This window comes from Periweissella cryptocerci, from assembly GCF_004358325.1.
Classification (GTDB): domain Bacteria; phylum Bacillota; class Bacilli; order Lactobacillales; family Lactobacillaceae; genus Periweissella; species Periweissella cryptocerci.
The window spans coordinates 2,675,366-2,701,915 of the sequence record NZ_CP037940.1 but is presented as its reverse complement, the minus strand read 5'-3'; the positions used below and the strand labels follow the sequence as shown (position 1 = coordinate 2,701,915).

The following is a 26,550-nucleotide window of genomic DNA, read 5'->3' as shown; positions in this document are numbered from 1 at the left end:
TTAGCCCTCCATCATCAACATTTCTGGATCGTGCAATAAGCTCTTCAACAGATTCATTGCCCGTTGTGCTGTGGCACCATCAATTAAACGGTGATCAAAACTCAATGATAACTTCATCATTTGACCAACTGCCAATTCACCATCCGCATTCACATATGGTTCTGGCGCAATCTTACCAACACCCAAAATGGCAACTTCTGGATAGTTGATTACTGGTGTAAACCAACCACCACCAATTGAGCCAATGTTAGTGATTGTGATTGAGCCACCCTTCATATCGGCGCCACTCAACTTACCATCCTGTGCTTTAACCGTATTTGCACTAATTTCTTGAGCAATCGTAAACAAGCCCTTAGTATTGGCGTCCTTAATGTTTGGCACGTACAGACCATGGTCAGTATCGGTAGCAATGCCAATATTGTAGTAATGCTTTGTAATAATCTCTTGCGTTGCATCATCAATTGAAGCATTGAAAACTGGATATTCTTTCAAGACTGCAGTTAAAACTTTCGCAACATATGGTAAGAATGTTAATTTGATATCACGCTCGGCCGCAATCGCTTTGTACTTCTTACGGTTAGCCATCAACGCACTTACTTCGACTTCATCAAATAACGTTACGTGTGGCGCAGTGTGTTTAGATGTCACCATCGCTTTGGCAATTGCCTTACGTGTCAACGACATTGGTTCGCGCGTTTCGAGTTCCGGCATTGCTGCGACATATGGCTGCACTGGCGCTGGTGTCACTGCAGCTTCCACGGGCGCACTAGCTTCTGCGGTCACAATCGGAGCTGGTGTTGCACCGTTAATTGTGGCATCAACATCCGCTTTCAAGATTTGTCCATGTTTTCCCGTTGCCGTAACTTGTGCCAAATTAACACCTTGTTGGCGCGCATAATGGCGTACTGACGGCATCGCAAGGATCACGTCACCAGGTTGTGCGACCGTTACGCTTTCAGTGGCAACAGTTGGCACTGAGTCGGTTGGTGTTGCTGGTGTCACTGCCACGGGGGCTTCATCTGGTACAGCTGCCGGTGCCGGTGATTCTGCTGGTACATCTACGGAACCGTCATCAATCACAACTAAGACGTCACCGATAGTCGCAGTTGACCCCTCAGCAAGTTTAATTTCTTTGATTGTACCCGTTACTGGCGATGGCAGTTCTTCGACTGATTTATCATTTTGAATTTCGACTAAACCATCGTCTTCTTCAACATGATCACCAACTTTGACCAGCCATGAAGCAATTTCACCTTCATGCATGCCTTCACCAAGTTCTGGGAGTTTAAATTCAAATGCCATAACTGACCTCCTAATTAAATTCTAAAGTTTCGCGAACTTTTGCTTCAATATCTGCTGCCGCTGGAAGCCAGTCGTCTTCAGCTAAGCCAAATGGATAAACCGTATCTGGTGCTGAAACCCGACCAATCGGTGCATCAAGTGACAAAATGGCTTTTTCTGAAATTTCAGATACGACCTTGGCCGCCACCCCAGCCATCCGTTGGGCTTCTTGAACCACCACAGCCCGGTGGGTCTTGCTAACTGACTGCACAAGTGTTGCTGAATCAATCGGTGCTAGTGAACGTAAATCAACCACTTCGACCGAGATGCCCTCTTTTGCGAGTTTTTCCGCAACTTTCAAACTTTCATTAACTTCTGCCGAGTATGCGATAACGGTCACGTCACTACCTTCACGGACAACGTTCGCCTTGTCTAACGGTACCGTATATTCACCTTCTGGCACATCTGCTTTCAATGAACGATACAATTTCAAATTTTCTAGGAAGAAGACTGGGTCATTATTTTTAATTGCGGAAATTAATAATCCCTTAGCATCGTATGGATTAGATGGTGTGACCACGCGCAGACCTGGCACCGACGCAATCATACCTTCCAATGAATCGGCGTGCATTTCTGGCGTGTGCGTCCCACCACCAAATGGCGAGCGAATCGTGATTGGTAAGCCCACCTTACCGTTCATCCGGTAACGTGTCCGTGCCATCTGACCGGCGATTGAATCCATTGCTTCAAAAATAAAGCCGATGAATTGAATTTCTGGAATTGGGCGGAACCCTTGTAAAGCTAATCCCATTGACAAACCTAAAATTCCAGATTCCGCCAAAGGAGTATCAAACACACGGTCTTTGCCGTATTCAGCTTGTAAGCCATCCGTCGCCCGGAAAACCCCACCGTTTTTACCAACGTCTTCGCCAAAAATCAACGTCTTGTCATCATTTTTAAGTTGTGTGTTTAGTGCATCAGTAATTGCTTGGATAAATGTCATCGTAGCCATAATTACTTAGCCTCCTTTGCTTCAAAGATTGCGATTTGTTCAACAATATCGGGAGTTGGTTCTTCAAAAACATTCTTCAAAAAGTCTGAAATTTTTTGTTTTGGTGCTGCATCTGCTTGAGCGACTGCGGCCTTAATCTCTGCTTTAACATCATCAATGTAGGCATTTTCAATCTCTTCAGACCACACGCCCTTCTCCGTCAACACCTTGCGTAAGCGAATTAAGGGATCATTGTCAAACCATGGTTGTTCTTCTTCAGGTGTCCGATAACGTTTTGGATCATCCCCAGCATTCGTGTGGGGGCCAAAACGGAACGTCAACGTTTCAATTAAAACTGGACCATTACCGGCAGCGGCATATTCACGGGCAGCCTTAGCAGCCTCACGCACTGCCAAGATGTCCATTCCATCAACTTGGACAAACGGAATCCCTGCGGCCATCCCTTTTTGCGCCAACGTCACTGCGGCCGTTTGCACATGTCGTGGTGTCGAAATGGCATAGCCGTTATTTTGGATAATAAACACCGCTGGCACTTGGTACGCACCAGCAAAGTTAATTCCTTCATAGAAATCACCTTGCGAAGTCCCGCCATCACCAGTAAACGTGTAAGCAACCATATCTTCGGTTTTATTTTTTTTGATTCCTAATGCAACTCCTGCCGCTTGGATATATTGCGCACCAATAATGATTTGTGGTGGCATTGCCGCTAAGTGTTCTTCTTCGTAATCGTTACCAAGAACATGTCCACGCGACCATAAAAAAGCCTTCCAAGTTGGCAAGCCGTGTTGAATTAGTTGTGGGATATCACGATAAGCTGGTAGTAAGAAGTCAGTTGCTTTGAAGGCTAATTGTGCCCCCATTTCACTAGCTTCTTGCCCTTCGGTTGGTGCATAAAAACCCAAACGACCTTGGCGCGTTAATGCATTCGAGCGTTGGTGCAAAGTCCGTTCCCAAACCATTAATTTCAACATGTCTACCAATTCAGTATCACTATATTGGTCAAACACCGCTTGATTGACAATCTTACCGTGACCATCAAGCACTTGTAGGGGTGTCTGATTAGACATCATTTCATCTTTAATTGCAGCAAAGTCGACAAAACTACTGCGGTTTTCACTCGCGTCTGTGTTTTGCATACCATCCGTAACAAAATTTGTTTCAGTCATAACAAATATCCTTCCTGTTCTCTAAAATTGTTTACTCAGCTATAGTTTGTGAATTAATAACTAATGTAAACGGTTTCATTCCAACTATAATTGTACCTTTAATTTGTGAAAAATGTGAGAACTTCTCGCAAAAATAGAATTGTTTGCGCTAACTAATATTTAACGGTAAAATGATTTGAAGAAGATTTTGAAATTGTGTGCGCCAACCACATGCAGTGGCGACACACTAAATGAAGGAGCAGAAATTATGTATTTAATGAAAGACATTACTCGCGATGGCGACCCCGTGTTACGTCAGGAAGCTGCTGACGTTCAATTCCCCCTGTCTGCTGAAGACCGCAAGTTAGCCGATGACATGATGGAATACTTAGTCATCAGCCAAGACGAAACTGAAAATGAAAAATACAAGTTACGTCCCGGTGTAGGTTTAGCTGCCCCACAAGTCGGCGAATCAAAGCGTATGGCTGCAATCTTGGTACCTGGTGAATTTGAAGACGATGAACCTTTATTCAAAGGTGTGATTTCAAACCCCGTTATCATTTCCCACTCAGTCCAAGATGGTGCGCTTGACATGGGTGAAGGCTGTCTTTCTGTTGATGAAGACGTGGCTGGTTTTGTTCCCCGCCACGATCGCATCACCGTCCGTTACCAAAACCTTGATGGCGAAACGGTAAAGTTACGCTTGAAAGATTATCCAGCCATTGTTTTCCAACACGAAATGGATCACTTGCACGGTGTGCTCTATTACGATCACATCAACCAAGCTGAACCATGGGCTGAAAGCGAAGATGTTAAATACATCAAATAACCTATTGTAAATCGAAAACGGCGTTGCCAAGTTCATTTGAACTTAGCAACGCCGTTTTTAATATTATTTATTTTTACGTAACCAGTAAACCAACCCAAAAGGTGTCTGGTTTTCATTGCCGTGGATGATACGCACAATATTCGTTCGGTGCTTATAGATAATAAAAACCGTCAAAACCGCCGCAATCGTGAACAAAAACCAATCGTGATTAAACAACGAATAGGCGTCAACTGCCAAGAAAGCCACGATTGAACCGACACTCACCATACTGGTTAAGAAAATAAACCCAGCAAACACAATGACTGCAAGCACAAACACATGCGGATCATACGCAAGCAAAACCCCGGCCGTTGTGGCGACGGCTTTACCACCCTTGAAACCAATCCAGATACTAAACATGTGACCAATAATCGCCGCTAAACCAATAATAAACGGATTAGTCCAGATTCCCATGCTAATACCAAAGATATGTGGCAAGCTCGCCGCTAAGGTCCCTTTCAAGACATCAAGCACCATCACTGCTGAACCAGCTTTTACACCGAGCACGCGAAAGGTATTGGTTGTACCAATATTACCTGAGCCCGCCGTCCGAATATCTTCGTGGTAGAATATTTTGCCAATCCAATAGCCAAATGGGCACGCCCCCAAAAAATAGCTCAACACGAATAAAAATGCAATTTCCAATGGTTAATACCAACTTTCAAATCAATCTGATTAAGTTAGTATAGCATACGCCCATTGGGTTTTTGTATCAATTTTAGAAGAAAGTTAAGCTCCACTTTCCTGAAAAATCAGACTGACCATCCAATTTATTGATTGCAAATTTGTGGGTCAAATCACCGTCTGCGTCAATCGTGTCCGCCAAGCCCCACCAAGGTTCAAGGCATACAAACGGCGCGTTCTTACCATACGGCGTCCAAATCCCAACATAATCGGCATTTTCAAGTTCCATCGTTACCCCATGCGATTCAAACAATGTCGCTAAGACTAATGATGTCGTTTCTTTTTCTAAGCCTAAAATAATCGCATCGTCTTTGTAATCGTCATAACGCAAGCGTAAAGGAATGTGGGCATCAAATTCACTTGGATGCTTTGGATCTGAGTATGGTCCAATCAGATTGATGCGATCATACTTTTTGACTGGATCTACATTCACGTAATAATCTGAAAATTTTGAAGTTGTGTCCATTGGCACGTTAAATGCGGGGTGACCACCAATTTGGAAATAAATTGGGTCATTTTCAGCGTTACTCACATAATATTCAATACTCAACCGATCATCATCCGTCAGCGTGTAGCGTAATTGCAAAATAAAACTAAATGGATACAATGACTTGGTTAGTGGATTATCACGTAATTCAAATGTGGCGGTAGTTGGTGTTTGTGCCACGACAATAAAGTTCAAGTCACGCGCAAAACCATGTTGATTTAAATAGTAGGTTTGATCATTAAAAGTGTATTGATTATCTTGTAAGCGGCCAACGATTGGGAATAAAACTGGTGCGTGCCGCCCCCAATACTTCGGGTCACCTTGCCAAATATATTCAATTTGGTGTTCTTTGTTGTAGACACTCCGTAATTCAGCACCATGCTCATGGATTTCGACAACTAAATGTTCATTTTCAAGTTTTACAGTCATTATATTTAGGACCCCTTATACTTTATAAAAGCGTTTTCATAATTACTATTTTACCATAATAAAAAGGGAGTGGAACAAAAAGGCAATATGAAGTCTGGATATTATTCATCCTCAGGCGTGGCGCGATTGAAGTATTTACGGTAGTTTTCTTGGAGCTGTTCACGGCTAACGTGCGTATAAATCTGCGTCGTACTAACGTTAGTGTGACCTAACAATTCTTGTACCGTGCGCAAGTCAGCCCCGTTATTCAATAAATCCGTTGCGAATGTATGCCGCAGCATGTGGGGATGGATTTCATTGGACAGTCCCGTTTTCTTCATTAATTGTTTTAAAATATATTCAATCCCGGTTGACGTTACCGGCTTGCCTAAATGATTGATGAAGACATAATCATGCACTTGGTGAAAGTGCGCCATCAGCTCTGGCCGGAGTTGGTCGAGATACACATTTAACGCTTTAATTGCGTAACTACCAAGAGGCACAAATCGTTCTTTGCCCCCTTTACCGATGACGTGGACGGTCTCACGCGAAAAATCAAGCTGACTAAGCGTTAACGTGGCCACTTCAGATACCCGCATCCCCGTGCCATACAACAATTCCAACAACGCAATATCGCGCAATTTTAATTTAGCGTCCTCTGCATAAACGGTTTCAAATAACACATTCAATTCTTTTTGTCGAAAATAATGGGGTAAATGATTATTGTGGGGCTTAATCTGAATATCCGCGAACGGATTGTCACGAACCATCTCATTATTCAAGAGGAACTGATAAAAGCTGCGCAACGAACTCAACTTGCGATTAATCGTCGTCCGCTCTAACTTGCGATCAAACATATTGCTTAACCAACCGCGAACCGTCATTGGGTCCAACTTATTCCAATCAAGGATAATTTGTTCACCGTCTAAATATTCGCGAAATAATTTGATATCTTCTTCATATGCTTTGATTGTCTGGGGCGAATATTGACGTTCAATCGTCAAATATTTAATAAATAAATTACTATAATTATCCATTTTTTGTCCTTTCAACTATGTACGCCAATCTAAAATCGTGCTGCTAACAACAATTTCATTAGATTATTGCATTTTCACAATTCCTTCACATAATAAACATCACGAATTCACACCCTTTGCCTAATATAAAACGTAACATTAATAAAATATTAAAGAAAGCAGTGTGATAATATAAAATGAAACAATCCGAATACGCTGATCGTATCGCTGCCACTGACAGTTCGATGCTCGCTGAACTCTTCATTGCCAGTTCAGATCCTAAAAACATTTCTTTTGCAGGTGGTTATCCTGACCAAACTTTATTCCCTGCGCAAGCTTTACAAGATTCATTTACTAAGGCCATTCAAGCTGGCGCCCCTGGCATTTACCAATATACCGATGCCAAAGGCCCAATTGATTTACGTTCTATTTTAGCACAACGCCACCTCGCTCGAACAAACGTCCAAACATCAACTGATGAAATCTTGATTACTCAAGGTGGTCAACAGGCGATTGATTTGATTGCGCGCTTATTTTTAAACAAACATAGCGGTTTAGGCGTCGAAGCACCAACATACATGGGCGCTATTTCAGCATTCAATACTTACGAACCAACTTATTTTGAAATTCCATTGGAAACTGATGGTCTTGATGTTGCTTATCTTGAACAACAATTAAAATCACATCGTGGTGCTAACCGCATTCGCTTAATGTATGTGATTCCTGATTTTCAAAATCCAACCGGCGTGACTTTGAGTGTCTTGAAGCGACAACGTTTAGCACAATTAGCTCGCGAATACGACTTCTACATTTTGGAAGATTCACCTTATCGTGATTTGCGTTACTCTGGCGAAGATTTACCAACCATCCAAAGTTTTGATACCGATGGTCGTGTGCTCTACGTTTCAAGCTTTTCAAAGATTTTGTCACCTGGTCTGCGGGTCGGTTACATTCAAGCTGCCCCTGAGCTTATCACTGAACTTGCTGGGCTCAAGTCATCCGCTGATGTGCAATCACCTAACATGACTTTGGAAGCCTTGGCGACGTTCTTAAACGAAAACAGCATCGACGATCACATCAACCGAATGAAGCCCATCTACGCTGCCAAACGCGATGCGATGATTAATGCACTGCACGAATACTTGCCCGCAACAGTTACTTTTACCAAGCCAGATGGCGGCTTCTTCCTATGGTTGCAAGCACCCCAAAATGTTAACCTATTAAAATTCCTCAAAGAAATTTTAATGCCGGAAGCTAACATCGTCTATGTCCCTGGTCAGCCACAATTTGCCACTTCAATTTCAATGAATACGGCGCGTTTGAACTTTTCAAATGTGCCACTCGAAAAAATTGAACCCGCCGTTAAACGGATGGCTGAACTTTTGAATAAATATCTATAATTAGCAAATAAACCTGATTTCAACCTTATGATACTTGAGGAGAAATCAGGTTTATTTGGCTAAAATTTTTCTAGCGTGGAATTTAAATATGTGTCTCAGGTCGATTCCCACTACGCAAGAAAAAAAGCCACCTCCCGTTATATAGGAAGTGGCTTTAATTTTAAGCATGCGATTATCATTGCAATCATCGAATTACTCAGGTTCTATTGTCAGTGTTTTTTCCATACTACTGAGGTCTGTGATTTAAAACGGTTTTCGCTAGTTTGAGTATTATACCTAACTAACGAAGTGGCGGTAAATTACTTGGCGGGCGCAGACTTTACCACGCGACTGGGGTGAGATGTGTGCAACACATGTCGCCGCTGAGGATAAGATGAGGCTTCTTAGGAATTTATTCCTTAGAAGCCCAGCTTGTCCGAACCTCTCAAGACCGCACTTTGGCTTGGGAGGCCGCTTCCAGCGTGGTGCGCCAAGTAATTTACTGGCACGCAGTGGCCAATTTTATTCAATCCCATGTCAGACGAAATAGAGCATTAATTCCCATATTCCAAACAAATACTGTCACAGAATACTTATTACTTAGTAGCCCTAATCGCTTTGGTTAATGTCAACGCACCGTTTGCTTTGGTGTTCTTGATAACCAATTTAAATTTAGCCTTCTTCGTAATCTTGTGCTTCAATTTAAGCGTGAACTTGCCCTTGGTATTGGCTTTCGTTGTTGCCAATTTCTTGCCTTGCGCACTGTATACCGTGACTTTTGCGCCCTTAGTTGTAACACCGGCAATTTTCTTGGTGTTTCGCTTAGCAACCACTTTCTTGACGCTTGGCTTAACGACCTTCTTAGTTGGTGTTTTCGCCGTTGGAGCAGGCTTAGGTGCGGGTGTTTTCTTTGGCGCTTGGGGTTGTTTGAAGTAACCCACAAGTTTGTCAGTCAAACTCGTAACTTGCTTGCTCAATGCATCAATCTTATCGTTCAAACCGGCCACGATTTTGTCAAACGCTGAGAAAACATTTGCATCGGCATCCGTTTTTGTGGTCGTGTCTGGTATTGTGGCATCCGTATTTGAGTTAGCAGTGTCATCACCCTTTGCTGGTGTGTCTGGTGTTGTAGTATCGGTTGACAACGTCGCATCGGCTGCCTTAGCCAAATCAACTTGGACAAGTACAGGATCATGATCAGATGCTTGATCCGCAAATGGCGAGTTAACGTGCACCATGTCGAATTGGTAATCACCCTTTGATTTATCTGCCGAATCAACTAAATTGTTCGATAAGAAAACATGATCAAGGACTTGTTCGTTACCATCAAAAATGTATGATGAGCGATCGGTAATATCGTAATGTTTAACCAAATCCGTCATACTTGATCCTTCAAGCGCCGTTGCGGCATCTGAAAAATCGTAATCATTCATATCACCAGTCATAATAACGTTTGTCTTCGCCGCAGCAGCTTTGCTCAAGACATCGTTAATTTGTGTTGCCAATTGAACCCGCTTAACTTCCGAAGGTTGTTGGGCTGGTTGATTTTTACCAAATGTTGGTTCGTCGCCAGTCTTTGAATTCAAGTGATCCGCAACCACAATCACATCTTGCCCCTTGAAAGTGAATTCAGCGGCCAGCGGCTTCCGCGTACCATCACCAAGGTTGCCTGAGAATAAAATACGACCGGGATTGTATTTCAAATGACCATCAGTCGTGATATCTTCAGCTTGATTAGTTGTGCCCGCAACTGCGCCATCACGTAATTGCACACGTGCTGGATTGTAAAGCATCGCTGGGCGAATGTTGGCCCCAGGTGCACCACCATCTTTGTTGTTGACGGGATCGATGTTCAAGAATTTATATTCTGGCCCACCGGCTGCTTTGATCGCATCTACTAGACGTTGGAGCGTCTTAGTCGCACTCACATTACCGTCATCAGTTTCACCATTGTCATCTTGAATTTCCATCAAATTAATCACATCCGGCGTCTTCAAATTATTAACGATATGCGCTGCTTCCTTGTCCACTTGTGATTGTGGTGTCTTAGTTGCGGCTGAGAAATTTTCAATATTATAAGATGCCACCGTCAACTTACTATCATCTTTAGCAATATAAGTTGTTTCTGGTTGTACATCAAGCTTCGTTGTAACTGGTTTAAGATCAGTGGCTTGCGCTGAAATTTTGTATGAACCGTATGAGTAGTAACCAACCCCAATCACTTTGTTGCTAATCATTTGACCTTGGTTAAATGTGGTTGATTTAGTTGACTCGATTTGAATTAATTCGGGGTGTGAATCATTCTTAGTAAGGAGTACACCACCCTTTTTCGTCAACTTATTATCAAATTTGTATTCGTCCCACTTGCTTTCAGGCAATGTGTACGTGTCACCATTTTTGGTTGGTCCAACTGCAACTGGATTATCAACTTCAACCCGCATCCCTTCAACAGCTTCCCAAAAATCAATCGCGTACTTCTTGGCGTCTGGTTCATATGCTTTTGTGTTAAATCCAGGACCAGCCAAGCCAAATGTCGCCGTGGGAATTTGGCGATCTTTATCGAGGACAACTGGTGCAGGTACCGGTTTTGTATCACCAGTTTTAGTTGCAGTTGCATTAATAATTTCAGTTACCGTTAAATCAGTTGTCGCTTTATCATCATAACCAGCCTCGTAAGTTTCTTTCACAGTCCCATCAACGGAAACAACATCCCCCGGCTTAAAGTCTTTATTTGAAGCAACTTTTACCATAATTCCGTTTGAAGTGCTGTCGTCTTGATCGGCATCCTTATCAGCATCTTGGATGTAAAGCTTCGTCGTGCCATCAAGATACGTCACAACTCCCGTCACGCCGCGCAATGTTTTGCCAGAATATGGACTAGTTTGACCAGCACCTTGGATGTCAGCAATCAGCTTAGGTGCGGCGAGTTCAGCGGGACGTTTGGTCGCATCCATGAATTGGATATCTTGCAAATTACGCAATCGTAATTCCGGTGCATTTTTGAACGTTTCAAGGACACCCGTCAAATTAACTTCATCACCATTTTTATAAAAAGTGCTGAAATCGTCAATTGATGAGCCGGTCCGATTGTCTAATTGTACGTAAATTGATTTGCCGGCTTTGTCAGTGGCAGTAAAGCCAACTGAACCATACGTATCATACGTCGCCACATCAGAAATTGTCACAGCACTCAAGTTAACCAATGATTGTTGGCCAGACGCATTCACGTTAGTTTTAGTTGCGTCGCCCAAATCAAGCGTTTCGCCCTTGATTACAGTACCAAGTTCCGTGGCTTTAGTAGCCTTATCAGGCATGAATTCCAATGTACCGTTATAAACTTCAACGTGCCCATGTAGAGTAACTTTATCGCCATCATTTAACTTGTAATCCGTCGTTGTGTAGACGTAAATGCCGGCAGTTCCGTCTTGAACGTAGAAGGCTTTACCGCCCCAACTCCCTGGTACACCAACGACCGTTCCGGTAATCGTTGCCGCTTGGGCTTTGTCAGTTAGCTTACGAGCATCCGCAATCGCGATGTTCCCTAGCTCAGCTGCGTCGGTCGGTGTTGCTGGTGTCGATGGCGTTGATGGTTGCACCACTGCTGGCGTGTCGCCACCTGCGGTCACTGTCACCGTCGCATCAGCCGGAATCCCAACTGTGCTGAAATATGTGAAGCCCTTTGAACCTGAAGTGACCGTCACCGTTACCTTTGTGCCAACCAACTCAGGGTGATCTAAGACATTGAAGTTTGTCCGTGCGTCTGAGCCCGCTTGGAGCGCAATTGGAATCACGTTTTCTTTAATATTTGTTTCATCAGGACTGTCAGCCAGCGCAATATTTGAAGCGACAGCTTTCGTTGTTGCGTTCAATCCAGTTGCTGAAGCTGATGAGCCGATAATGTAGCCAGTAATCGTGTAAGTCGTGCCTAATGTTGCGTTTTTGGCTTGATTGATGAAATCGCTAACCGAAATTGCTGCGGTCGCTGATGTTGGCGCTGGTACGTCAGCCGCATAAACAGCTGTTGTTGCAGTCCCCACAATTGGTGTTGCATAGCCACCAAGTAAAATCGTTAAAGCAGCAGTTGTGCCTAACACATGACGCCAATTACTCTTCTTACCAGTTTGCATTATAAATATCCCATATCCTTATGTTTGAATTTAGATTATTAAGAACCCGACGCCTCATAGATTATCAGGTTGTATTACTCCGTAACTATCAAGAAATCGTATTAAAACGGTAAAACATTTACTCCATGCATTTACAACTAATAGACAAAAAGCCGAAACATGCTTATTTATCTGCAATTCTGAACCAAAAACCCGCGAACATTGACCGCACATGCGTGAAATCTTCTTTCGTTTGTAGAAATAATATAGCACATTAACCGAACATTAGACAACGATTAATTTTGTACACATTTCTCAAAAGCGTGCAAAAGTTATTCAAAAGACACTCGTATAGCCTTTTAATCGTGTTATCTTTAATTTAAGTTTTTATATCAAACAGAACAATACAGAAGCGAACGTTCTTATCGTTCGTGTTTTAGTCATAAAAACCAAATTTTTATTATTTTCAGTTGTACGCAAAAAACTGGCATCGGATTATTATCCGACACCAGCATTTCTTATTTTTAATTTATATCTGTTCGCTTAAGCAAATTCCAGAAATTGAGCGCCGTTCCGATCTGAAACTTTCGCTGATGCAAATGTAATTTCATACACGTTCATCGCATCATCGTTACCCTTAAATTGGAACCCTTCAGGCAAACGGGCCGCCAAAAGTGGTTCAATCTCAGAAAATTGTTTAGCTGACTTCTTAATGACCGCTGAATTTGACGCAACATACCCAACGCCATCTTCCTTAACTGGTGTAATGAACGAAACCTTATCATTGTCCTCAAATTCATGGTTTTTGGGTGAAGTGTGAATCGTCGCAATGTAAAATTGGTTCATTTGTTCTGGATTTGGTGCATAAAAAATGTGACGAATATTGGGCACGCCATCCGCAGTTGCGGTTGCCAATGCCAACGTGTGATTCGCATTATTAGTGAAGTATGCTTCAAATAGTTCTTCTGCAGTAGCCATATTCAGTCCTCTCGTGGGTCAGATTAGTTTATGTGATTAATTTAATAATAACGATTAACACCCACTCGAAGCAAGGATTTATTTCGGAATATTATGTGAAGAAACCGTTTTCATTATTTTGCAGTTTATTTTCGCACCTGAACTAAGTCGCTTAGTTACACCCATGCCAAAAACCGTCTAACCGAAATCAGGCAGTCTCAGAACACGTATACTAGTAACTATCACCATTAATAATTGAATTTTTAACGATCACATAGTCAACTTGCCGTAAATCTAATAACTCGCGACCACCGGCGTACGAAATTGATGATTGTAAATCTTCGCGCATTTCACGCAAGGTGCTATCAATCGAACCACGATATGGCACAAACAGCTTCTTACCTTCGACGTTTTTATATTCACCCTTTTGAAATTGTGATGCGGAACCAAAATACGTCTTGAATTTTTCGCCGTCTTTTTCCACGATTTCACCAGGGGTTTCATCATGCCCCGCAAACAACGAACCAATCATCACCATGTCTGCGCCAAAACGAATTGACTTGGTAATATCACCATTGTAACGAATTCCACCATCCGTCACGATTGGTTTTCTCGCTGCCTTTGCACAAAGACGCAGTGCTGCCAATTGCCAGCCACCTGTCCCAAAGCCGGTTTTCAGCTTAGTGATACAAGCCTTTCCTGGGCCAACTCCCACCTTGGTCGCATCAGCCCCCGCATTTTCTAAATCACGAACTGCTTCTGGCGTCGCAACATTACCCGCAATGACAAACGTTTCAGGCAAGTTAATTTTAATGAATTGAATCATCGCCATCACTGATTCTGAGTGTCCATGCGCAATATCAATCGTGATATATTCAGGCGTAATACCGTTCGCTGCAAATTTTTCAACCAACTCACGATCATCTGCCTTAACGCCTAAGCTAATTGAGGCAAACAACCCTTTCGCTTGCATGTCGACCGTAAAATCATACCGCCCCGCTGGATTGAAACGGTGCATTACATAGAAATATCCCTCACTCGCCAAATGCTCAGCCAATGCTTCATCAATCACCGTTTGCATATTGGCTGGCACAACTGGCAACTTGAACGTCCGTGGCCCAAATTCGATTGACGTTTCCGCTTGCGAACGACTTTCGATAATACACTTGTTTGGAATCAATTGGACATCTTCGTAATCAAACACACTCATTGCATTATTCATTGCTAATCATCCCCATATTTTTCATTACTTGATTGTTTTATCAGTTAAAAGCGAACATTAATGAACGCTTTTACTTTATATAACTATTTTAACGAACATTAGCGGAAAATGATAGGGTTTCATTAATAAATAGTTTATATGGTTTAATAAGTCTGAATTTACGACCTTTCATTTATCAAATTTCATGTTCTACTCATCGCTTGTTTTTGCCGTAGTACTAGAAAGACCGATGCTACCACACAAATTGCTACCAAGTATCCAATCAACTCAGAAAATGTGACGAATGAAAATTCACTTTCACCTACTTGCTCTACTAAGAGCCACAACAAATGCCCGGGAAAAACATTGTAAGTATCGCGGACAAAATCAGGCAACATAGCAACTAATCCGCCAGGCATACTCAGTAATACAATAACCATATACAAGGGATTCGTAATTGTTTGTAAAGAAACTGAATCAAACACATATCCACATAAAACCCCAATAAAAACGAAAACGTTGCAAAATAAGTAAACCAAGAACCAGTTCAACAACAAATGTAAATTTAATGTTAAGTTCAAAAATAATGTGCCGACTATAGCTAACAAGCAACTAACAATCATATTTAAAATTGCCTGCGTCATGAATTGCACTACTGTATTTTGAACAATATTAAACGTCGTCGTTTTATACAAATTGAAGAAAAAGTTTTTTTCTTTCGCAATGCGTGTGCTCATTGTCACGATATTGTTGCCCAACATGCCATACATTACACAGATATAAAACAAATAATCCGTAGAAAAACCGTTAATTCGCCCCATAGAAATTTTCAAGCCAACGTAAAACAAAGTCGGAATCACAATCGTAAAAATTAAAAAACGGCGATTACGTACCACCTTATTGAATTCCAATCGAACAAGAGTTGGTATCATAAATCGGCACCCCCATACAATTTGTCATACTCCTCATTAAAATGCGTGAACTGCGAACTAGTTAACACTTTTACACTTTGACCATCCCTCAAAAAGAACAACTTATCGCATAATATTAACAAATCTTCTGAATTATGCGACGTCATTATTACCGACCCCTTCACTTTTTTTAAATCTACACGAAATGTATTAATACTAATTCGGTCAACCCCCGCACTCGGTTCATCAAGGACTAACAGACTCGCATTCGATAATAAACTTAATACGATTCCTAATTTACGCTGTTGACCACCAGAAAGCTGCGTCACATTTTTATCTAGTAACTCACTTAAACCGTATTGATTTATATAGTCGTTAAAAATATTTTTGTCATAATGCAATGCATAAACGTTCTCATACAACTTCAAAACCTCTTTAACTTTCATGTTTTCCGGGTAATTGTCCGACTGCGGTTGATAATATATATTGTGCGTCACTTCATTAGACACCGAGATGCTACCTTGGTTCGGTTTTAGTTTTCCAATAATAAGCTCAAGAAGTACTGACTTTCCCGTTCCATTTGGCGCCACAATTCCAACTATTTCATTTGCACCAATATTCATTGAAAAGTTATTCAAAATTTTTTTATCGCCAAAAATTTTTGATACACTTTGTATTTCAATCATTTGCCCCTCCTCTATCCAACAATGGCCTTAGCTGGAAAACATTAATTCTCAATCCCATTTTTAAGGACATATTAACCCTTTTATTGGCGTTAGATTCACATTTTCTTAAACCGCATTATTCTTTCTTAACGCTATAAAGTCGCAACCGCTGAACGGTCTATTTTCTTCTTAAGAACAAAAACGCCTATTCAAGAAAAATAGTTGTTTTTACGGCTTTGACAATTTCACCGGTTTACCTTATATTTTTCAATTTTCGGATTTATAAAAACAACCACACAATTAGAAAAACTTGAAGATAATCAAAAAAGTTCAATCCCAACGACACCATGGAATTGAACTGCGTCATATTTTGGTTAAAATTTTTCTAGCGCGGAATTTGGATGTGTGTCTCAGATTGATTCCCACTACGTGTCTGGAACCAGTCTCTTCGTTAGTTTGAGCAGGCAGTCTGACTAGTAATATGCTGTAATCCTTGGCGCTACCAGTTTAGTGGCAATCAATAATTCCACGTTTATCTAGCGGAGTGACTGAAAATCACTTTGTGGCCGGCAGACTTTACACCGAAATGGGACGTGACACCACGTGTCGAGTTTGTCGCTGAGGGTAGAGCCGACCGGACCTTATTTGTCCAGCGTAGCTACAAATGTGAGCAGTCTTTTGGCTTTAGCCATTAGACTGCCAGCTATCCCGAATTGCCCAAGACAGACATCCAGCCTGCAAGGCTAATCTAATCGCGTTAGGATTAGATTCAGTATTTTGTGCAACAAAATGCTGGGATGTTTTGCGTTACCGGTTCGCAGGCATAAGCAAGCAGCTTGGGCATGTGCTTCCATTTCGGTGCACAATGTGATTTTCAGGCACGCAGTGGCATCATACATCTCGTCACATTTTATAAATTCCAAGTCAGACGTAATTGAGCCTCTAACATTCCAGTATTTACTCCTAAAAAAACCGCAACCAATTAAGGTCGCGGGTTGTCTCGCATTAACGATATTTGTCGGTCTTTTTGGCGATTGTTAAGACATCACCGGCTGCTTGATAATTAATTTTTACATAAGTCATAACTGAGTCAGCGCCGGCCTTGGTACCAACTAGTGGAATGTTTTTCAAAATATCCATCAGTTGATCGTAATCACCTTCGAGCGTCGTTTCAAATGCCCCCACTTGGTAATTTACTCCCGTGCCATCAATATAAGCAATCACTTCATCGACAATCCGAATCACTTCGTTCTTATCTTCCACAATTGGCAAAATTTGGATCGCAATACTTGAATTCATATGATAATCCCCGCTTCATTTATTTTGTAACAATAAAAAGCGACCACCAAACTCAAAACTCTCATTGAACCAAGTTCAAATTAACATAAATTCGCTAATATCTTCCTACGCCGGTTTTAGCCACCAGGTTCAATGGGTATTATCTCAGCCGAGTGGCACCCCAGATATATGTTACGAGTGTATCATAACATACAATTAACAGACAAAAATGTGAATCTAGCAAAAATACCACCGCATAGTCTCAGCGACATTAATCTTTCTTATCAACAAATATTCGTAATCTTTAAATTTTGTCGTAGCGCGAAACCATGCTTTTAGTATGGCGCGCCATATTATTTCGGATAATTTCCGTTTTTTGGAAGCTCCGCTGTTGCTTGTTTGCTTCCAGTAGTTCGTTAGCTAAAGTTGAAACCATCGCTTCGTCTGATAATTGCTGATACTCATCATAATGTTGTAACAATAAATTGAATTCGTGGTAACTCAGTGGCGTCTTGGAATTACGGGTTACCAGTAGTCCCATACGATAGATATATTCACTCCCCAATAGCACAATGCCAACTATTATTGCTGGCAACACTTGATGAATCGCCCCCAACCCAATCAGAACAACAAGCATTGTGTTTACCGTTGAGAAACCACGTTGTAATTTTGAAAAATTATTCATATGCTTGGCAACGTACAAATATTTTGGCGTAAAGTATTCTGCAAGTGTAATTGCAATGGCACTGTTATCGTGAAATGCGATGCCTTGATAATATTTGGGATTTAAACGGCGCTTTTCCAGTTGCTCAAAAAGCGTTTGCATTGAAATATTCGCTTCAGTTAAGTTCATTAGTATTTCCCCCGAAATAGCTGTAATGCTTCACTAAAATTGCTTACTATAAGTTCATTGTAGACCTATTTGCGTGCCGTTACCAATGTCACACTGAACATGTTTGCTTTTTATTCGTGTGAACTCACGTTAATAGCCCTGATTTCTACCTCACAAAAAGCTAAGGTAAAATCAGGACTATCTTTGCACAAGGGTCGATTACGTTATCTCCACGGCCTCGTATTGCTAATTAATTTTAATAATCACTTTACCATGTGCATGCCCTGCTTCGACGTAATCTAGTGCGGCTTGGGCATCGGCGAAATCAAAAACGCGGTCGATTACTGGCACAATCTTGCCGGCTTCAAGCCACGTGGTTAATTGAGCTAGTTGCTCACCACTTGGGCGCATGAAGAAAAATTTATACTCCGCTTGGGCTTTTTTAGCAGCTTGCGTGGCTTTCCGACTCATTGCCCCAATCATTAGCTGCTTGCTGAGTGGGAGCTTGGCAGCTTGCGCCCATTTGCGATCAGGCATTCCCGCCACCGTTGCGACAGCTTTATGTGGCGCTAAAATTTTGACACTTTTGACTAAGTCATCACCACCCCGAGTATCATAGATGGCATCATAATCGTGCAGCACTTCACTAAAATCTTGTTTCCGGTAGTCAATCACCACTTCTGGATTAAATGGAGCTAGCGTCGCCATTGATTTTTCGCTGGCAGTTGTTGCGACGCGGGCACCCAACAGATGGGCGATTTGAATGGCGATTGTACCAACACCACCGGCACCACTGGGAATAAATAATTTATCACCCGCTTGAATGTTTAGTTGTTCGGTCAGCGCTTGATATGAAGTCAAACCAACTAATGGAATCGAGGCGGCTTCTTCAAAACTCAAGTTAGTGGGCATCAATGCAAGTTCCGCCTCATTAACCGCGATGTATTCTGCATATGTTCCAGTGCGCGTCGTCCGTGGTCGCCCATAAACCCGATCACCAAGTTTAAACTGCGTAACTTGTGCCCCAACTGCGGTTACTTCCCCAGCAAAATCATTCCCCATCGTCATTGGGAAGGCGATTTTCATGATACCTTTGGTCATACCGTTGCGTGTTTTAAAATCGACAGGATTAACACTGGCGGCTTTGATGGCAACTAGAACGTCATTGTCGCCAACAATCGGCATGGCGACTTCATTAATAATGACTTTTTCATTTTTGCCATAACGGCGAATTAGTTGTGCTTTCATAATGTTTCCTCTTCTGCAATTGCGCTCTTACACGACTCCCGAATGACATCAATTAAATATTCAAATTGATTTAACGATTCAGTCAGTTTTAGTTGATAAATATTTTCCGTACCTTTTTTAGTTGCTTGAATCATTCCCACCCGACTTAATTCCTTCAAGTGGTGTGAAACCGCTGGCCGTGATAAGCGCATTTCGGCGGTAATCTGCTTCACATTGAGCCCGGCATGCTCAATTCCTAATAAAACAATTATTTGTTGGCGCGTTGGTTCAGCCAAGACGCTGAACAACTCACTTGCGCGGTTAAATTCCTGCAAGGCTAGTGCTTGTTTTTCGTTCATTTCAACCCTCTTGTTCGTTTAAACTCATGAACTTATCATATCGAAGCAAGCGCCATTTTCATAGCTAATTTAGGTTCGTATAAACTTTACATTTAGGCTTAACATCCGGCGTAGTGTGCGCAGGCTTAAATACTGACCGCAACTCAGTTAAGTTCATTAGTATCCCCCCAAACAGCTGTAATACTTCACTAAAATTGCTTACTACAAGTCCGGTATAGACCCCTATTCGCCTGTTGTTGCCAATGCAGTATCGAGCGTGACTTGCTCATTCTTAAATATTAATAAATCCAAAGCGGGATTCAACATCGCTTTTTAAAAAGTATCATCGCACAAGAACAAAAATTCGCATTGGCTCGTTCTTTATTGTATACTTGTGGTATCAAACACTAGTTACTGCAGCGCATCTTCAAGTTTCACGACTACCTGACAAACTATTATCCATGACAATCCGGGGCACATGACGGCTGAATAAGTTATCACTTCCAACCGCCCCCACTCATATAACTCGGGCATAAATAATTGAAACATCATCGTTTGGTTGACTACAACATTTGCTAAAATGTGGCTCATAATATGCATCAAACGTTGGTATAACAGCAATCGTTAAGCATCCAAAGGCATCAAATTCATGTTACAGACATCATTGGTAATTTGCGATAAAGTTAAATGTAGTCGGAGGAAATTATGAAAAAAACAACTTTTATTAAAAATGCCAGAGTTGCTGCGCATCTCACATCAGATCAAATGTCAGAGTTACTCAATTATTCTCGCGTACAATACAGTAGGATGGAAAATGGTAAAACACCGATCCCAGATAATGTACTTTTCAAACTGCCCGAAATTACCAATGTTAGCTCCGAGGAGATTCGTGAAAAAATATTGATACCACAAAATGGCTATTTGCCAATTATTTACAAACACAACATTGAAGATGACGCTCTCATTTACTCAAATAAATATGTGAACCTTTATAAAGAGCAGCGTGCAAATGGCATTGTTAATCCCCTTGATTTTAAAGAAGTTCTAAACAAAGTAACCAAATACCACCCATATCATGACATTCTCATAAATGAAAAAATCACAATCGGCTATAGTCCACTTGGCGGTACTTTTTGGATTCAAAAAGGAGAAACAGTATTTGATACATTTAAAACAAGCTTCTTCCCAACCGATTGTCTTAATTATATTTACAGTTTCGACCTCCGTTCAACAGGACTTGTTGACTGTGATACTGCGTGCAAGTTTCTATTTTACCTATACCAAAGGAATGCCACATTTTATATTTCATCGGAAGTTTGGCGTAAAACCTTTAAAATCAGAACATACGATGCATTTGTAGAAAAATTGTGTCAGCTGATGCAAGACGAAGAAAATCGTATACACGCCCTCTCAAAGAAATATGAGGAGAAAAATGACTAATAACAACAAAAGCGAACAAATAACAACACTAACTGTCGAATTCACAGAAGATCAATACGCAATCGTTAGCGCATATGCCGAAAGTGTGCACCTAACCATTGAGCAAGCGCTTGAATCTTCTGTTCATAATCTGCTTCTGGCCGGTCCTACTGCCCTTCAACTTCCAGAAAAAACTTTGCTGAAGTCAGATGGAACCTTTGAAAAACTAGCATGGGGTGGCGGGCGTCTATTCTCTCCTGAATTTTTGGCGGAAAATCTCGCTGAAGTGATGAATCGCATCAAAGATGGCTCCCCCATTTTAATAAGCGACCCGGCAGACGAAACTAAAGATACTGTTTTAGTTTCCATTAACGACTATAGCAATTTGTACAATAAATTAAAAAAGTACCAAGATAATCTTAGCAACTAAGGCAATTAATTAATTTAGATTATTACTAACCTTCCCCTTTCCTAAATTTTTTTCGAACGCTAGTTTTTGATTTACTTTGTATATTTGCTGATAGCGATAATTTCCAGAAATAATAAACGAAGGAGCTTGGCATGGTCACTAAAAAGAAACATTGGATGGCAATATTTAACGGAACTCACGAGGGCATATTCGAAAGAAACGAACTACCAACCCCTAGCAATGCTTGGATAGTGGGGCGTTCATTTGCAACCCAAGTTAGTTTTGATACTAAAAAAGAAGCTCAACTTTGGCTTGATAAGCAGATTACAACGTATGTTAAGTCCGCGAATTTCAAATCGAATATCAAGCGCGATGCCGCTGGTCATGCAGTGGTGAATGAGACTAAATCGCAACCAATTAAAGAAACTGCATCACCAATGATTGCTGATGTAAATGAATTAACCGTACGTGATAAGAAAAAACGTAATAACTTTAAGCAATTCATGCATAAAGCGACCACCTTGCTTCATTCGCTCCGGCCTTCAGTACGCATTGCAAACGCCAAAGAGTTGCAAATCAAATCGCAACCATTCGTAGCGGATTTAGCGCAAGCTGAAGCTATTCCAAGTCCAAACCCAAATACTATCTTCCTTATCACGGACGGTAAAGGTTCAAATGGTGACTCGAGCGAAAAAGGAATTGGCATTTTAGGCTATATGTTAATGGATGGTATCGCACGCGATGTAGAAATTACCGCATCATATGAACCGAATTCCACAACGCAAGAACTACTAGCAATCATTGCTGGGTTGAACGCCATTCCTGTCAACAAGCGGCACAAAAATTTAACCATTTGTACCGATCGCCTAGATTTCATTACGCGCGTGAACACATTTCAGCTTGATGATTGGTACAACACATCCCCACGTCCCAATATTACCAATAAAGAACTATGGGCTGAACTTTATGAATTGTTGCAACTCTTTTCAAGTGTCCGCTGGATGAAAGTTACGTCACACGAAAACCCTCGCAACAAATTTGTTCATGATAATTTGAACAAATATGCGACATTATTGAGATCTGGCGAAAGAATCATCGCAAAGTGAATACCGATTGGGGCTGGGACATAAATTGTCCAGCCTACAAAATAAGCCGAATTTCTCCTTATCTTAGCAAGGTAGAGATTCGGCTTATTAACGTACATGCCTGCTGTTCAAGCTGTGTCCAATTTCAAAAGATCAAAGTTAGTAGTCATAAAAATATCTGCCCGCATCGCACAATGCTTTTACTAACCCGATATTTTTTACCGAACCCGCCCTCAATTAACAAAACAAATTCAAATAAAAATGGTTATTTTTTCTAGCGCGGGATTGTCGTTTCTGTACCTTTCAATCATCCAATTACTGAGTTCTATTGTCAGTGGTTTTTTCATGCTACTTCAGCCTGTGATTGGTAACTACTTTCGCTAGTTACATTATTCCTAACTACCGACACGCAGTGGCCAAATTTATTCAATTCCACGTCAGACGAAATAGACCGCAAAAAAAGCTCAACATTTCAAAAAACAATGTTGAGCCCTAATTAATATTTTTATTCTTCAGCCATATTAGGTTGACCAGCATTTTCAGCGTAAACTGGTGCTGTCAAACCAAGATCTGTCACAATTTGTTGTTTAGCAACTGGTTGTGGCGCATCGCTCATAACGTCCTTTGCAGAGGCATTCTTAGGGAACGCAATCACTTCACGGATGTTTTCTTGACCAGCCAAGAGCATTGCCAAGCGATCAAGTCCAAGGGCGATTCCGCCCAATGGTGGGAATCCAAATTCCATGGCATCCAACAAGAAACCGAATGCTTCGTGCGCTGCTTCGTTAGTGAAGCCAAGGGCCTTCAGCATTTTTTCTTGGACGTCCATTGTGTGGATACGGATTGAACCAGAACCAAGTTCGTAACCATTCAAGACCAAATCATATGATTGTGCGTGCGCTTGGTGTGGGTCTTCGCCTTCGTCCAAGAAGTGTAAATCTTCAACGTTAGGCATCGTGAATGGGTGGTGGGCCGCAATCCAACGATCGTCTTCTTCTTGGTATTCAAACAATGGCCAGTTCACAACCCAGGCAAATGCCCACTTGTTTTCATCAATCAAGTTGAGGTCAGCTGCCGTTTGACGACGCAAGTAATCCAATGCACCAGCAACAACTTTTTCCTTGGCCGCAACGAAAAGCAAGATGTCACCAACTTTAGCGTCCATCGCAGCGACAATTTCATCGTGCTGGTCGTTCAAGAATTTGGCCACCGGTCCGTTGAAACCATCATCAGTCACCTTCACCCATGCAAGTCCCTTGGCACCGAAACGTTCGATGTATTGGGTCAACTTGTCGAGGTCTTTACGTGAATAGTTGTCGGCACCACCAGGGACAGCAATCCCCTTTACAACCCCGCCGTTTTCGATTGTACCACTGAACACGCCAAAGGCTGATTTAGCGGCAATTGGTGAGATATCTTTAAGTTCGTAAGCGATACGCAAGTCGGGCTTGTCGGTACCAAAACGTGCCATTGATTCTGCCCAATCCAACACTGGGAAATCTTCTGGTTGCACATCAACATCGATGGCATCCTTCATAATCCGTGCAACCCATGCACCGACGAGTTCTTGGATTTCTTCTTGATCCATGAATGACATTTCCACATCAAGTTGCGTAAATTCTGGTTGGCGGTCACCACGTAAGTCTTCATCACGGAAGGCGCGTGCCACTTGATAGTAACGATCAAAGCCGGCACCCATCAACAATTGTTTAAATAATTGTGGTGATTGTGGCAATGCATAGAATGAACCTGGGTAAACCCGTGAAGGTACCAAGTAATCACGGGCACCTTCTGGCGTTGATTTAGCCAAGTATGGCGTTTCAATATCGAAGAAACCCTCTTCATCCAAGAAATCGTGCGTGGCCTTTGTTACTTTTGAACGAATCTTCAAGTTGCGTTGCATTTCTGGACGACGCAAATCAAGGTAACGATACTTCAAACGTAAATCATCAGAAGCTTCAACTCCATCAACAATTTCAAATGGCGTCGTCTTGGCTTCAGCTAAAATTGAAGCTTCGTGAACTTCAACTTCGATTTTACCCGTCTTCATATCAGCATTGATTGCCTTGGCGTCACGTGCCTTCACCATCCCGTGAATTTCGATGACGTATTCTGAACGCATTTCATCGGCAACCTTCAAGGCATCCGCACTGAATTCTTCAGAGAATACTAATTGAACGATTCCTTCGCGATCACGCAATGAGATAAAAATCAATGCTCCTAAGTCACGACGCTTTTGTACCCAACCCTTCAAAACTACTTCTTGGCCAACGAATGATTCGTCAACTAAACCGGCATATGTGGTCCGTTTCATAATTTATCCCTCATAATTTCATTTACTTTAACGAAGCCCAAATGACTTCCTTTTGCTTAACGTGCACGTAAAAATTTTTATTTAATCTTCAACAATTTCAACTTCAACCAATTGGTCGCCGCCATCATCCACTAAATCTGGTAATTCTGTATAAACTTGCGCCAAGGTGATTTTAACTTCTTCACCATTTGCCAAATTCTTCAAGTTAGCCGTTTGATTGGCCAATTCTTCTGGTCCAATCGTAATTACGTAACGCGCGTTCAAGCGGTCAGCTGACTTAAATTGCGCTTTTGGCTTGCGGTCAAGATAGTCGCGTTCAGCTGAATAACCATATGAACGAATTCCTTGAACAAGCTTCAACGCTTCAACGTCCGTTTCTTCGCCAATATTAACAACGTAGAAATCAAGTGGATCAACATCTGGCAATGGTGCGTCTTCATTTTCGAGCAAGAGCATCAAACGTTCAAGTCCGATACCAAAGCCGATTCCTGAAGTTTCGGGGCCACCAAATTCTTCGACCATCCCGTTATAACGACCACCACCAGAAATCGTAGTCCAGCCACGGCCAAGTGCTTTTGAATTCGTCATAATTTCAAAAATTGTGTGGTTGTAGTAATCCAAGCCACGCACCATCGATGAGTCGATTTCATAATCAATTCCCAAGGCATCTAACATTGTTTGGAGCTTTTCCCAGTGCGCTTTTGCGTCATCAGTTAAGTAATCCAAAATTGATGGTGCATCGGCAACAAATTCTTGGTCTTTTTCATCTTTAGAATCCAAGACACGCAATGGGTTCTTGTGTAAACGTTCCTTTGAATCATCACTCAATTCATCAAAGTGTGGTTCTAGGAAGTCAATCAATGCTTGGCGGTAATTAGCGCGAGTTTCGGCATCCCCAAGTGAGTTGATTGCCACTTTCAAAGTTGTTAAACCAAGCGTTTGGAAGAAATCAACCGCCATTGCAATCACTTCAGCATCCAAAGCCGCTGAATCGGCCCCAAAAGCTTCAACCCCGATTTGGTGGAATTGACGCATCCGGCCTGCTTGTGGACGTTCGTAACGGAACATCGGTCCAATGTAGAACGCTTTGTAAGGCTTGGCTTGTTCTGGTGCATATAATTTGTTTTCAACGTATGCGCGCACAACTCCGGCTGTACCTTCAGGACGCAAAGCAACGTGCCGGTCACCCTTATCGTGGAAATCGTACATTTCTTTGGTAACAACGTCAGAAGTATCCCCCGCTGAACGTGAGAAAACTTCAAAGCTTTCAAATAATGGCGTGCGAATTTCATGGTATTGGTAATCAGAGAAAAGCAGACGCGCAGTTTCTTCAACGTAGTGCCATTTTTCACTTTCACCTGGTAGTAAATCTGCAGTACCTTTTGGTTTTTGGAATGATTGTTTAGCCATCTTTAACACCTTTCTATTTTACGAATGCAAAAACGAAAAAAACGCCCCTACTAGCAAATAAATGCTAATAAGGGCGCTCAAGAGCACGGTACCACCTTAATTGGTTCTCATCCCTTAA

The 26,550-nt window shown here is 41.8% G+C and carries 22 protein-coding genes and 1 riboswitch; of the genes, 5 read left to right on the top strand and 17 right to left on the bottom strand.

What is annotated here, in order from left to right; all coding sequences use genetic code 11:
- From EQG49_RS12045 to pdhA, 3 genes are read right to left on the bottom strand one after another with little or no spacing between them, the layout of a single operon-like run.
- Entirely contained in the window at positions 1–1,302 is a 1,302-nt protein-coding gene (locus EQG49_RS12045; protein ID WP_133364210.1) for a 2-oxo acid dehydrogenase subunit E2, read from the bottom strand.
- A gap of 10 nt (positions 1,303–1,312) precedes the next feature.
- On the bottom strand, positions 1,313–2,293 hold the full coding sequence (locus EQG49_RS12040) for an alpha-ketoacid dehydrogenase subunit beta (protein ID WP_133364209.1): 981 nt from the start codon (positions 2,291–2,293) through the stop codon (positions 1,313–1,315).
- 2 nt (positions 2,294–2,295) lie between these two features.
- Positions 2,296–3,429, bottom strand: a complete 1,134-nt coding sequence (gene pdhA, locus EQG49_RS12035) for a pyruvate dehydrogenase (acetyl-transferring) E1 component subunit alpha (protein ID WP_133364594.1) — start codon at positions 3,427–3,429, stop codon at positions 2,296–2,298.
- Positions 3,430–3,706: 277 nt separating this feature from the next.
- Between pdhA and def the strand changes: the two genes are divergently transcribed.
- Positions 3,707–4,267 (top strand): peptide deformylase, encoded by a 561-nt coding sequence (def, locus tag EQG49_RS12030; protein WP_133364208.1) that lies wholly within the window; start codon positions 3,707–3,709, stop codon positions 4,265–4,267.
- 63 nt (positions 4,268–4,330) lie between these two features.
- Here def and plsY read toward each other — a convergent pair whose 3' ends face one another.
- The 3 genes from plsY to xerC all read right to left on the bottom strand — a co-directional run bounded on the left by plsY (position 4,331) and on the right by xerC (position 6,922).
- A complete protein-coding gene (gene plsY / locus EQG49_RS12025) occupies positions 4,331–4,951 on the bottom strand; it encodes a glycerol-3-phosphate 1-O-acyltransferase PlsY (protein WP_133364207.1) in 621 nt (206 codons plus the stop codon).
- A 73-nt stretch (positions 4,952–5,024) separates the two neighbouring features.
- Entirely contained in the window at positions 5,025–5,906 is an 882-nt protein-coding gene (locus tag EQG49_RS12020) for an aldose 1-epimerase family protein (protein WP_133364206.1), read from the bottom strand.
- A gap of 101 nt (positions 5,907–6,007) precedes the next feature.
- Positions 6,008–6,922, bottom strand: a complete 915-nt coding sequence (gene xerC, locus EQG49_RS12015; protein WP_133364205.1) for a tyrosine recombinase XerC — start codon at positions 6,920–6,922, stop codon at positions 6,008–6,010.
- A 176-nt stretch (positions 6,923–7,098) separates the two neighbouring features.
- On the opposite strand from xerC, the gene EQG49_RS12010 reads away from it, so the two are divergent.
- Positions 7,099–8,301: an aminotransferase-like domain-containing protein gene (locus tag EQG49_RS12010; RefSeq protein WP_133364204.1), complete on the top strand. Its 1,203-nt coding sequence runs from the start codon at positions 7,099–7,101 to the stop codon at positions 8,299–8,301.
- Positions 8,302–8,876: 575 nt separating this feature from the next.
- On the opposite strand, the gene EQG49_RS12005 is transcribed toward EQG49_RS12010, so the two are convergent.
- The 9 genes from EQG49_RS12005 to EQG49_RS11965 form a co-directional block, all read right to left on the bottom strand.
- On the bottom strand, positions 8,877–12,407 hold the full coding sequence (locus EQG49_RS12005) for a DUF6359 domain-containing protein (protein ID WP_133364203.1): 3,531 nt from the start codon (positions 12,405–12,407) through the stop codon (positions 8,877–8,879).
- A gap of 522 nt (positions 12,408–12,929) precedes the next feature.
- Positions 12,930–13,364, bottom strand: a complete 435-nt coding sequence (locus EQG49_RS12000; RefSeq protein ID WP_133364202.1) for a pyridoxamine 5'-phosphate oxidase family protein — start codon at positions 13,362–13,364, stop codon at positions 12,930–12,932.
- Positions 13,365–13,575: 211 nt separating this feature from the next.
- Positions 13,576–14,553 (bottom strand): GMP reductase, encoded by a 978-nt coding sequence (locus EQG49_RS11995; protein ID WP_133364593.1) that lies wholly within the window; start codon positions 14,551–14,553, stop codon positions 13,576–13,578.
- A gap of 194 nt (positions 14,554–14,747) precedes the next feature.
- Positions 14,748–15,476, bottom strand: coding sequence for a hypothetical protein (locus tag EQG49_RS11990; RefSeq protein WP_133364201.1), 729 nt, complete (start codon positions 15,474–15,476; stop codon positions 14,748–14,750).
- Positions 15,473–16,141, bottom strand: a complete 669-nt coding sequence (locus EQG49_RS11985; RefSeq protein ID WP_133364200.1) for an ATP-binding cassette domain-containing protein — start codon at positions 16,139–16,141, stop codon at positions 15,473–15,475. The genes EQG49_RS11990 and EQG49_RS11985 overlap by 4 nt, the downstream gene beginning before the upstream one ends.
- Positions 16,142–17,125: 984 nt before the next feature.
- Complete coding sequence (locus tag EQG49_RS11980; protein WP_133364199.1) at positions 17,126–17,419, bottom strand: thiamine-binding protein; 294 nt, start codon at positions 17,417–17,419, stop codon at positions 17,126–17,128.
- A gap of 85 nt (positions 17,420–17,504) precedes the next feature.
- A riboswitch (TPP riboswitch) is annotated at positions 17,505–17,592 on the bottom strand.
- Between the two features lie 110 nt (positions 17,593–17,702).
- Positions 17,703–18,251 (bottom strand): hypothetical protein, encoded by a 549-nt coding sequence (locus EQG49_RS11975; RefSeq protein WP_133364198.1) that lies wholly within the window; start codon positions 18,249–18,251, stop codon positions 17,703–17,705.
- A 225-nt stretch (positions 18,252–18,476) separates the two neighbouring features.
- Positions 18,477–19,478 (bottom strand): NADP-dependent oxidoreductase, encoded by a 1,002-nt coding sequence (locus EQG49_RS11970; RefSeq protein WP_133364197.1) that lies wholly within the window; start codon positions 19,476–19,478, stop codon positions 18,477–18,479.
- The gene (locus tag EQG49_RS11965; RefSeq protein ID WP_133364196.1) at positions 19,475–19,816 is read right to left on the bottom strand and encodes an ArsR/SmtB family transcription factor; all 342 of its coding nucleotides are present in this window, start codon (positions 19,814–19,816) and stop codon (positions 19,475–19,477) included. Before EQG49_RS11965 ends, EQG49_RS11970 begins: the two co-directional genes overlap by 4 nt.
- A 684-nt stretch (positions 19,817–20,500) precedes the next feature.
- On the opposite strand from EQG49_RS11965, the gene EQG49_RS11960 reads away from it, so the two are divergent.
- The 3 genes from EQG49_RS11960 (at position 20,501) to EQG49_RS11950 (ending at position 22,729) form a co-directional block, all read left to right on the top strand.
- The gene (locus tag EQG49_RS11960; RefSeq protein ID WP_133364195.1) at positions 20,501–21,235 is read left to right on the top strand and encodes a helix-turn-helix domain-containing protein; all 735 of its coding nucleotides are present in this window, start codon (positions 20,501–20,503) and stop codon (positions 21,233–21,235) included.
- Positions 21,228–21,644, top strand: coding sequence for a hypothetical protein (locus EQG49_RS11955; protein WP_133364194.1), 417 nt, complete (start codon positions 21,228–21,230; stop codon positions 21,642–21,644). Before EQG49_RS11960 ends, EQG49_RS11955 begins: the two co-directional genes overlap by 8 nt.
- Before the next feature lie 131 nt (positions 21,645–21,775).
- Positions 21,776–22,729: an RNase H family protein gene (locus EQG49_RS11950; protein ID WP_133364193.1), complete on the top strand. Its 954-nt coding sequence runs from the start codon at positions 21,776–21,778 to the stop codon at positions 22,727–22,729.
- A 484-nt stretch (positions 22,730–23,213) separates the two neighbouring features.
- Here the strand turns inward: EQG49_RS11950 and aspS are convergent, their stop codons facing one another.
- Complete coding sequence (gene aspS / locus EQG49_RS11945) at positions 23,214–25,022, bottom strand: aspartate--tRNA ligase (protein WP_133364192.1); 1,809 nt, start codon at positions 25,020–25,022, stop codon at positions 23,214–23,216.
- 81 nt (positions 25,023–25,103) lie between these two features.
- Positions 25,104–26,432, bottom strand: coding sequence for a histidine--tRNA ligase (gene hisS / locus EQG49_RS11940; protein ID WP_133364191.1), 1,329 nt, complete (start codon positions 26,430–26,432; stop codon positions 25,104–25,106).
- Between the last annotated feature and the right edge of the window lie 118 nt (positions 26,433–26,550).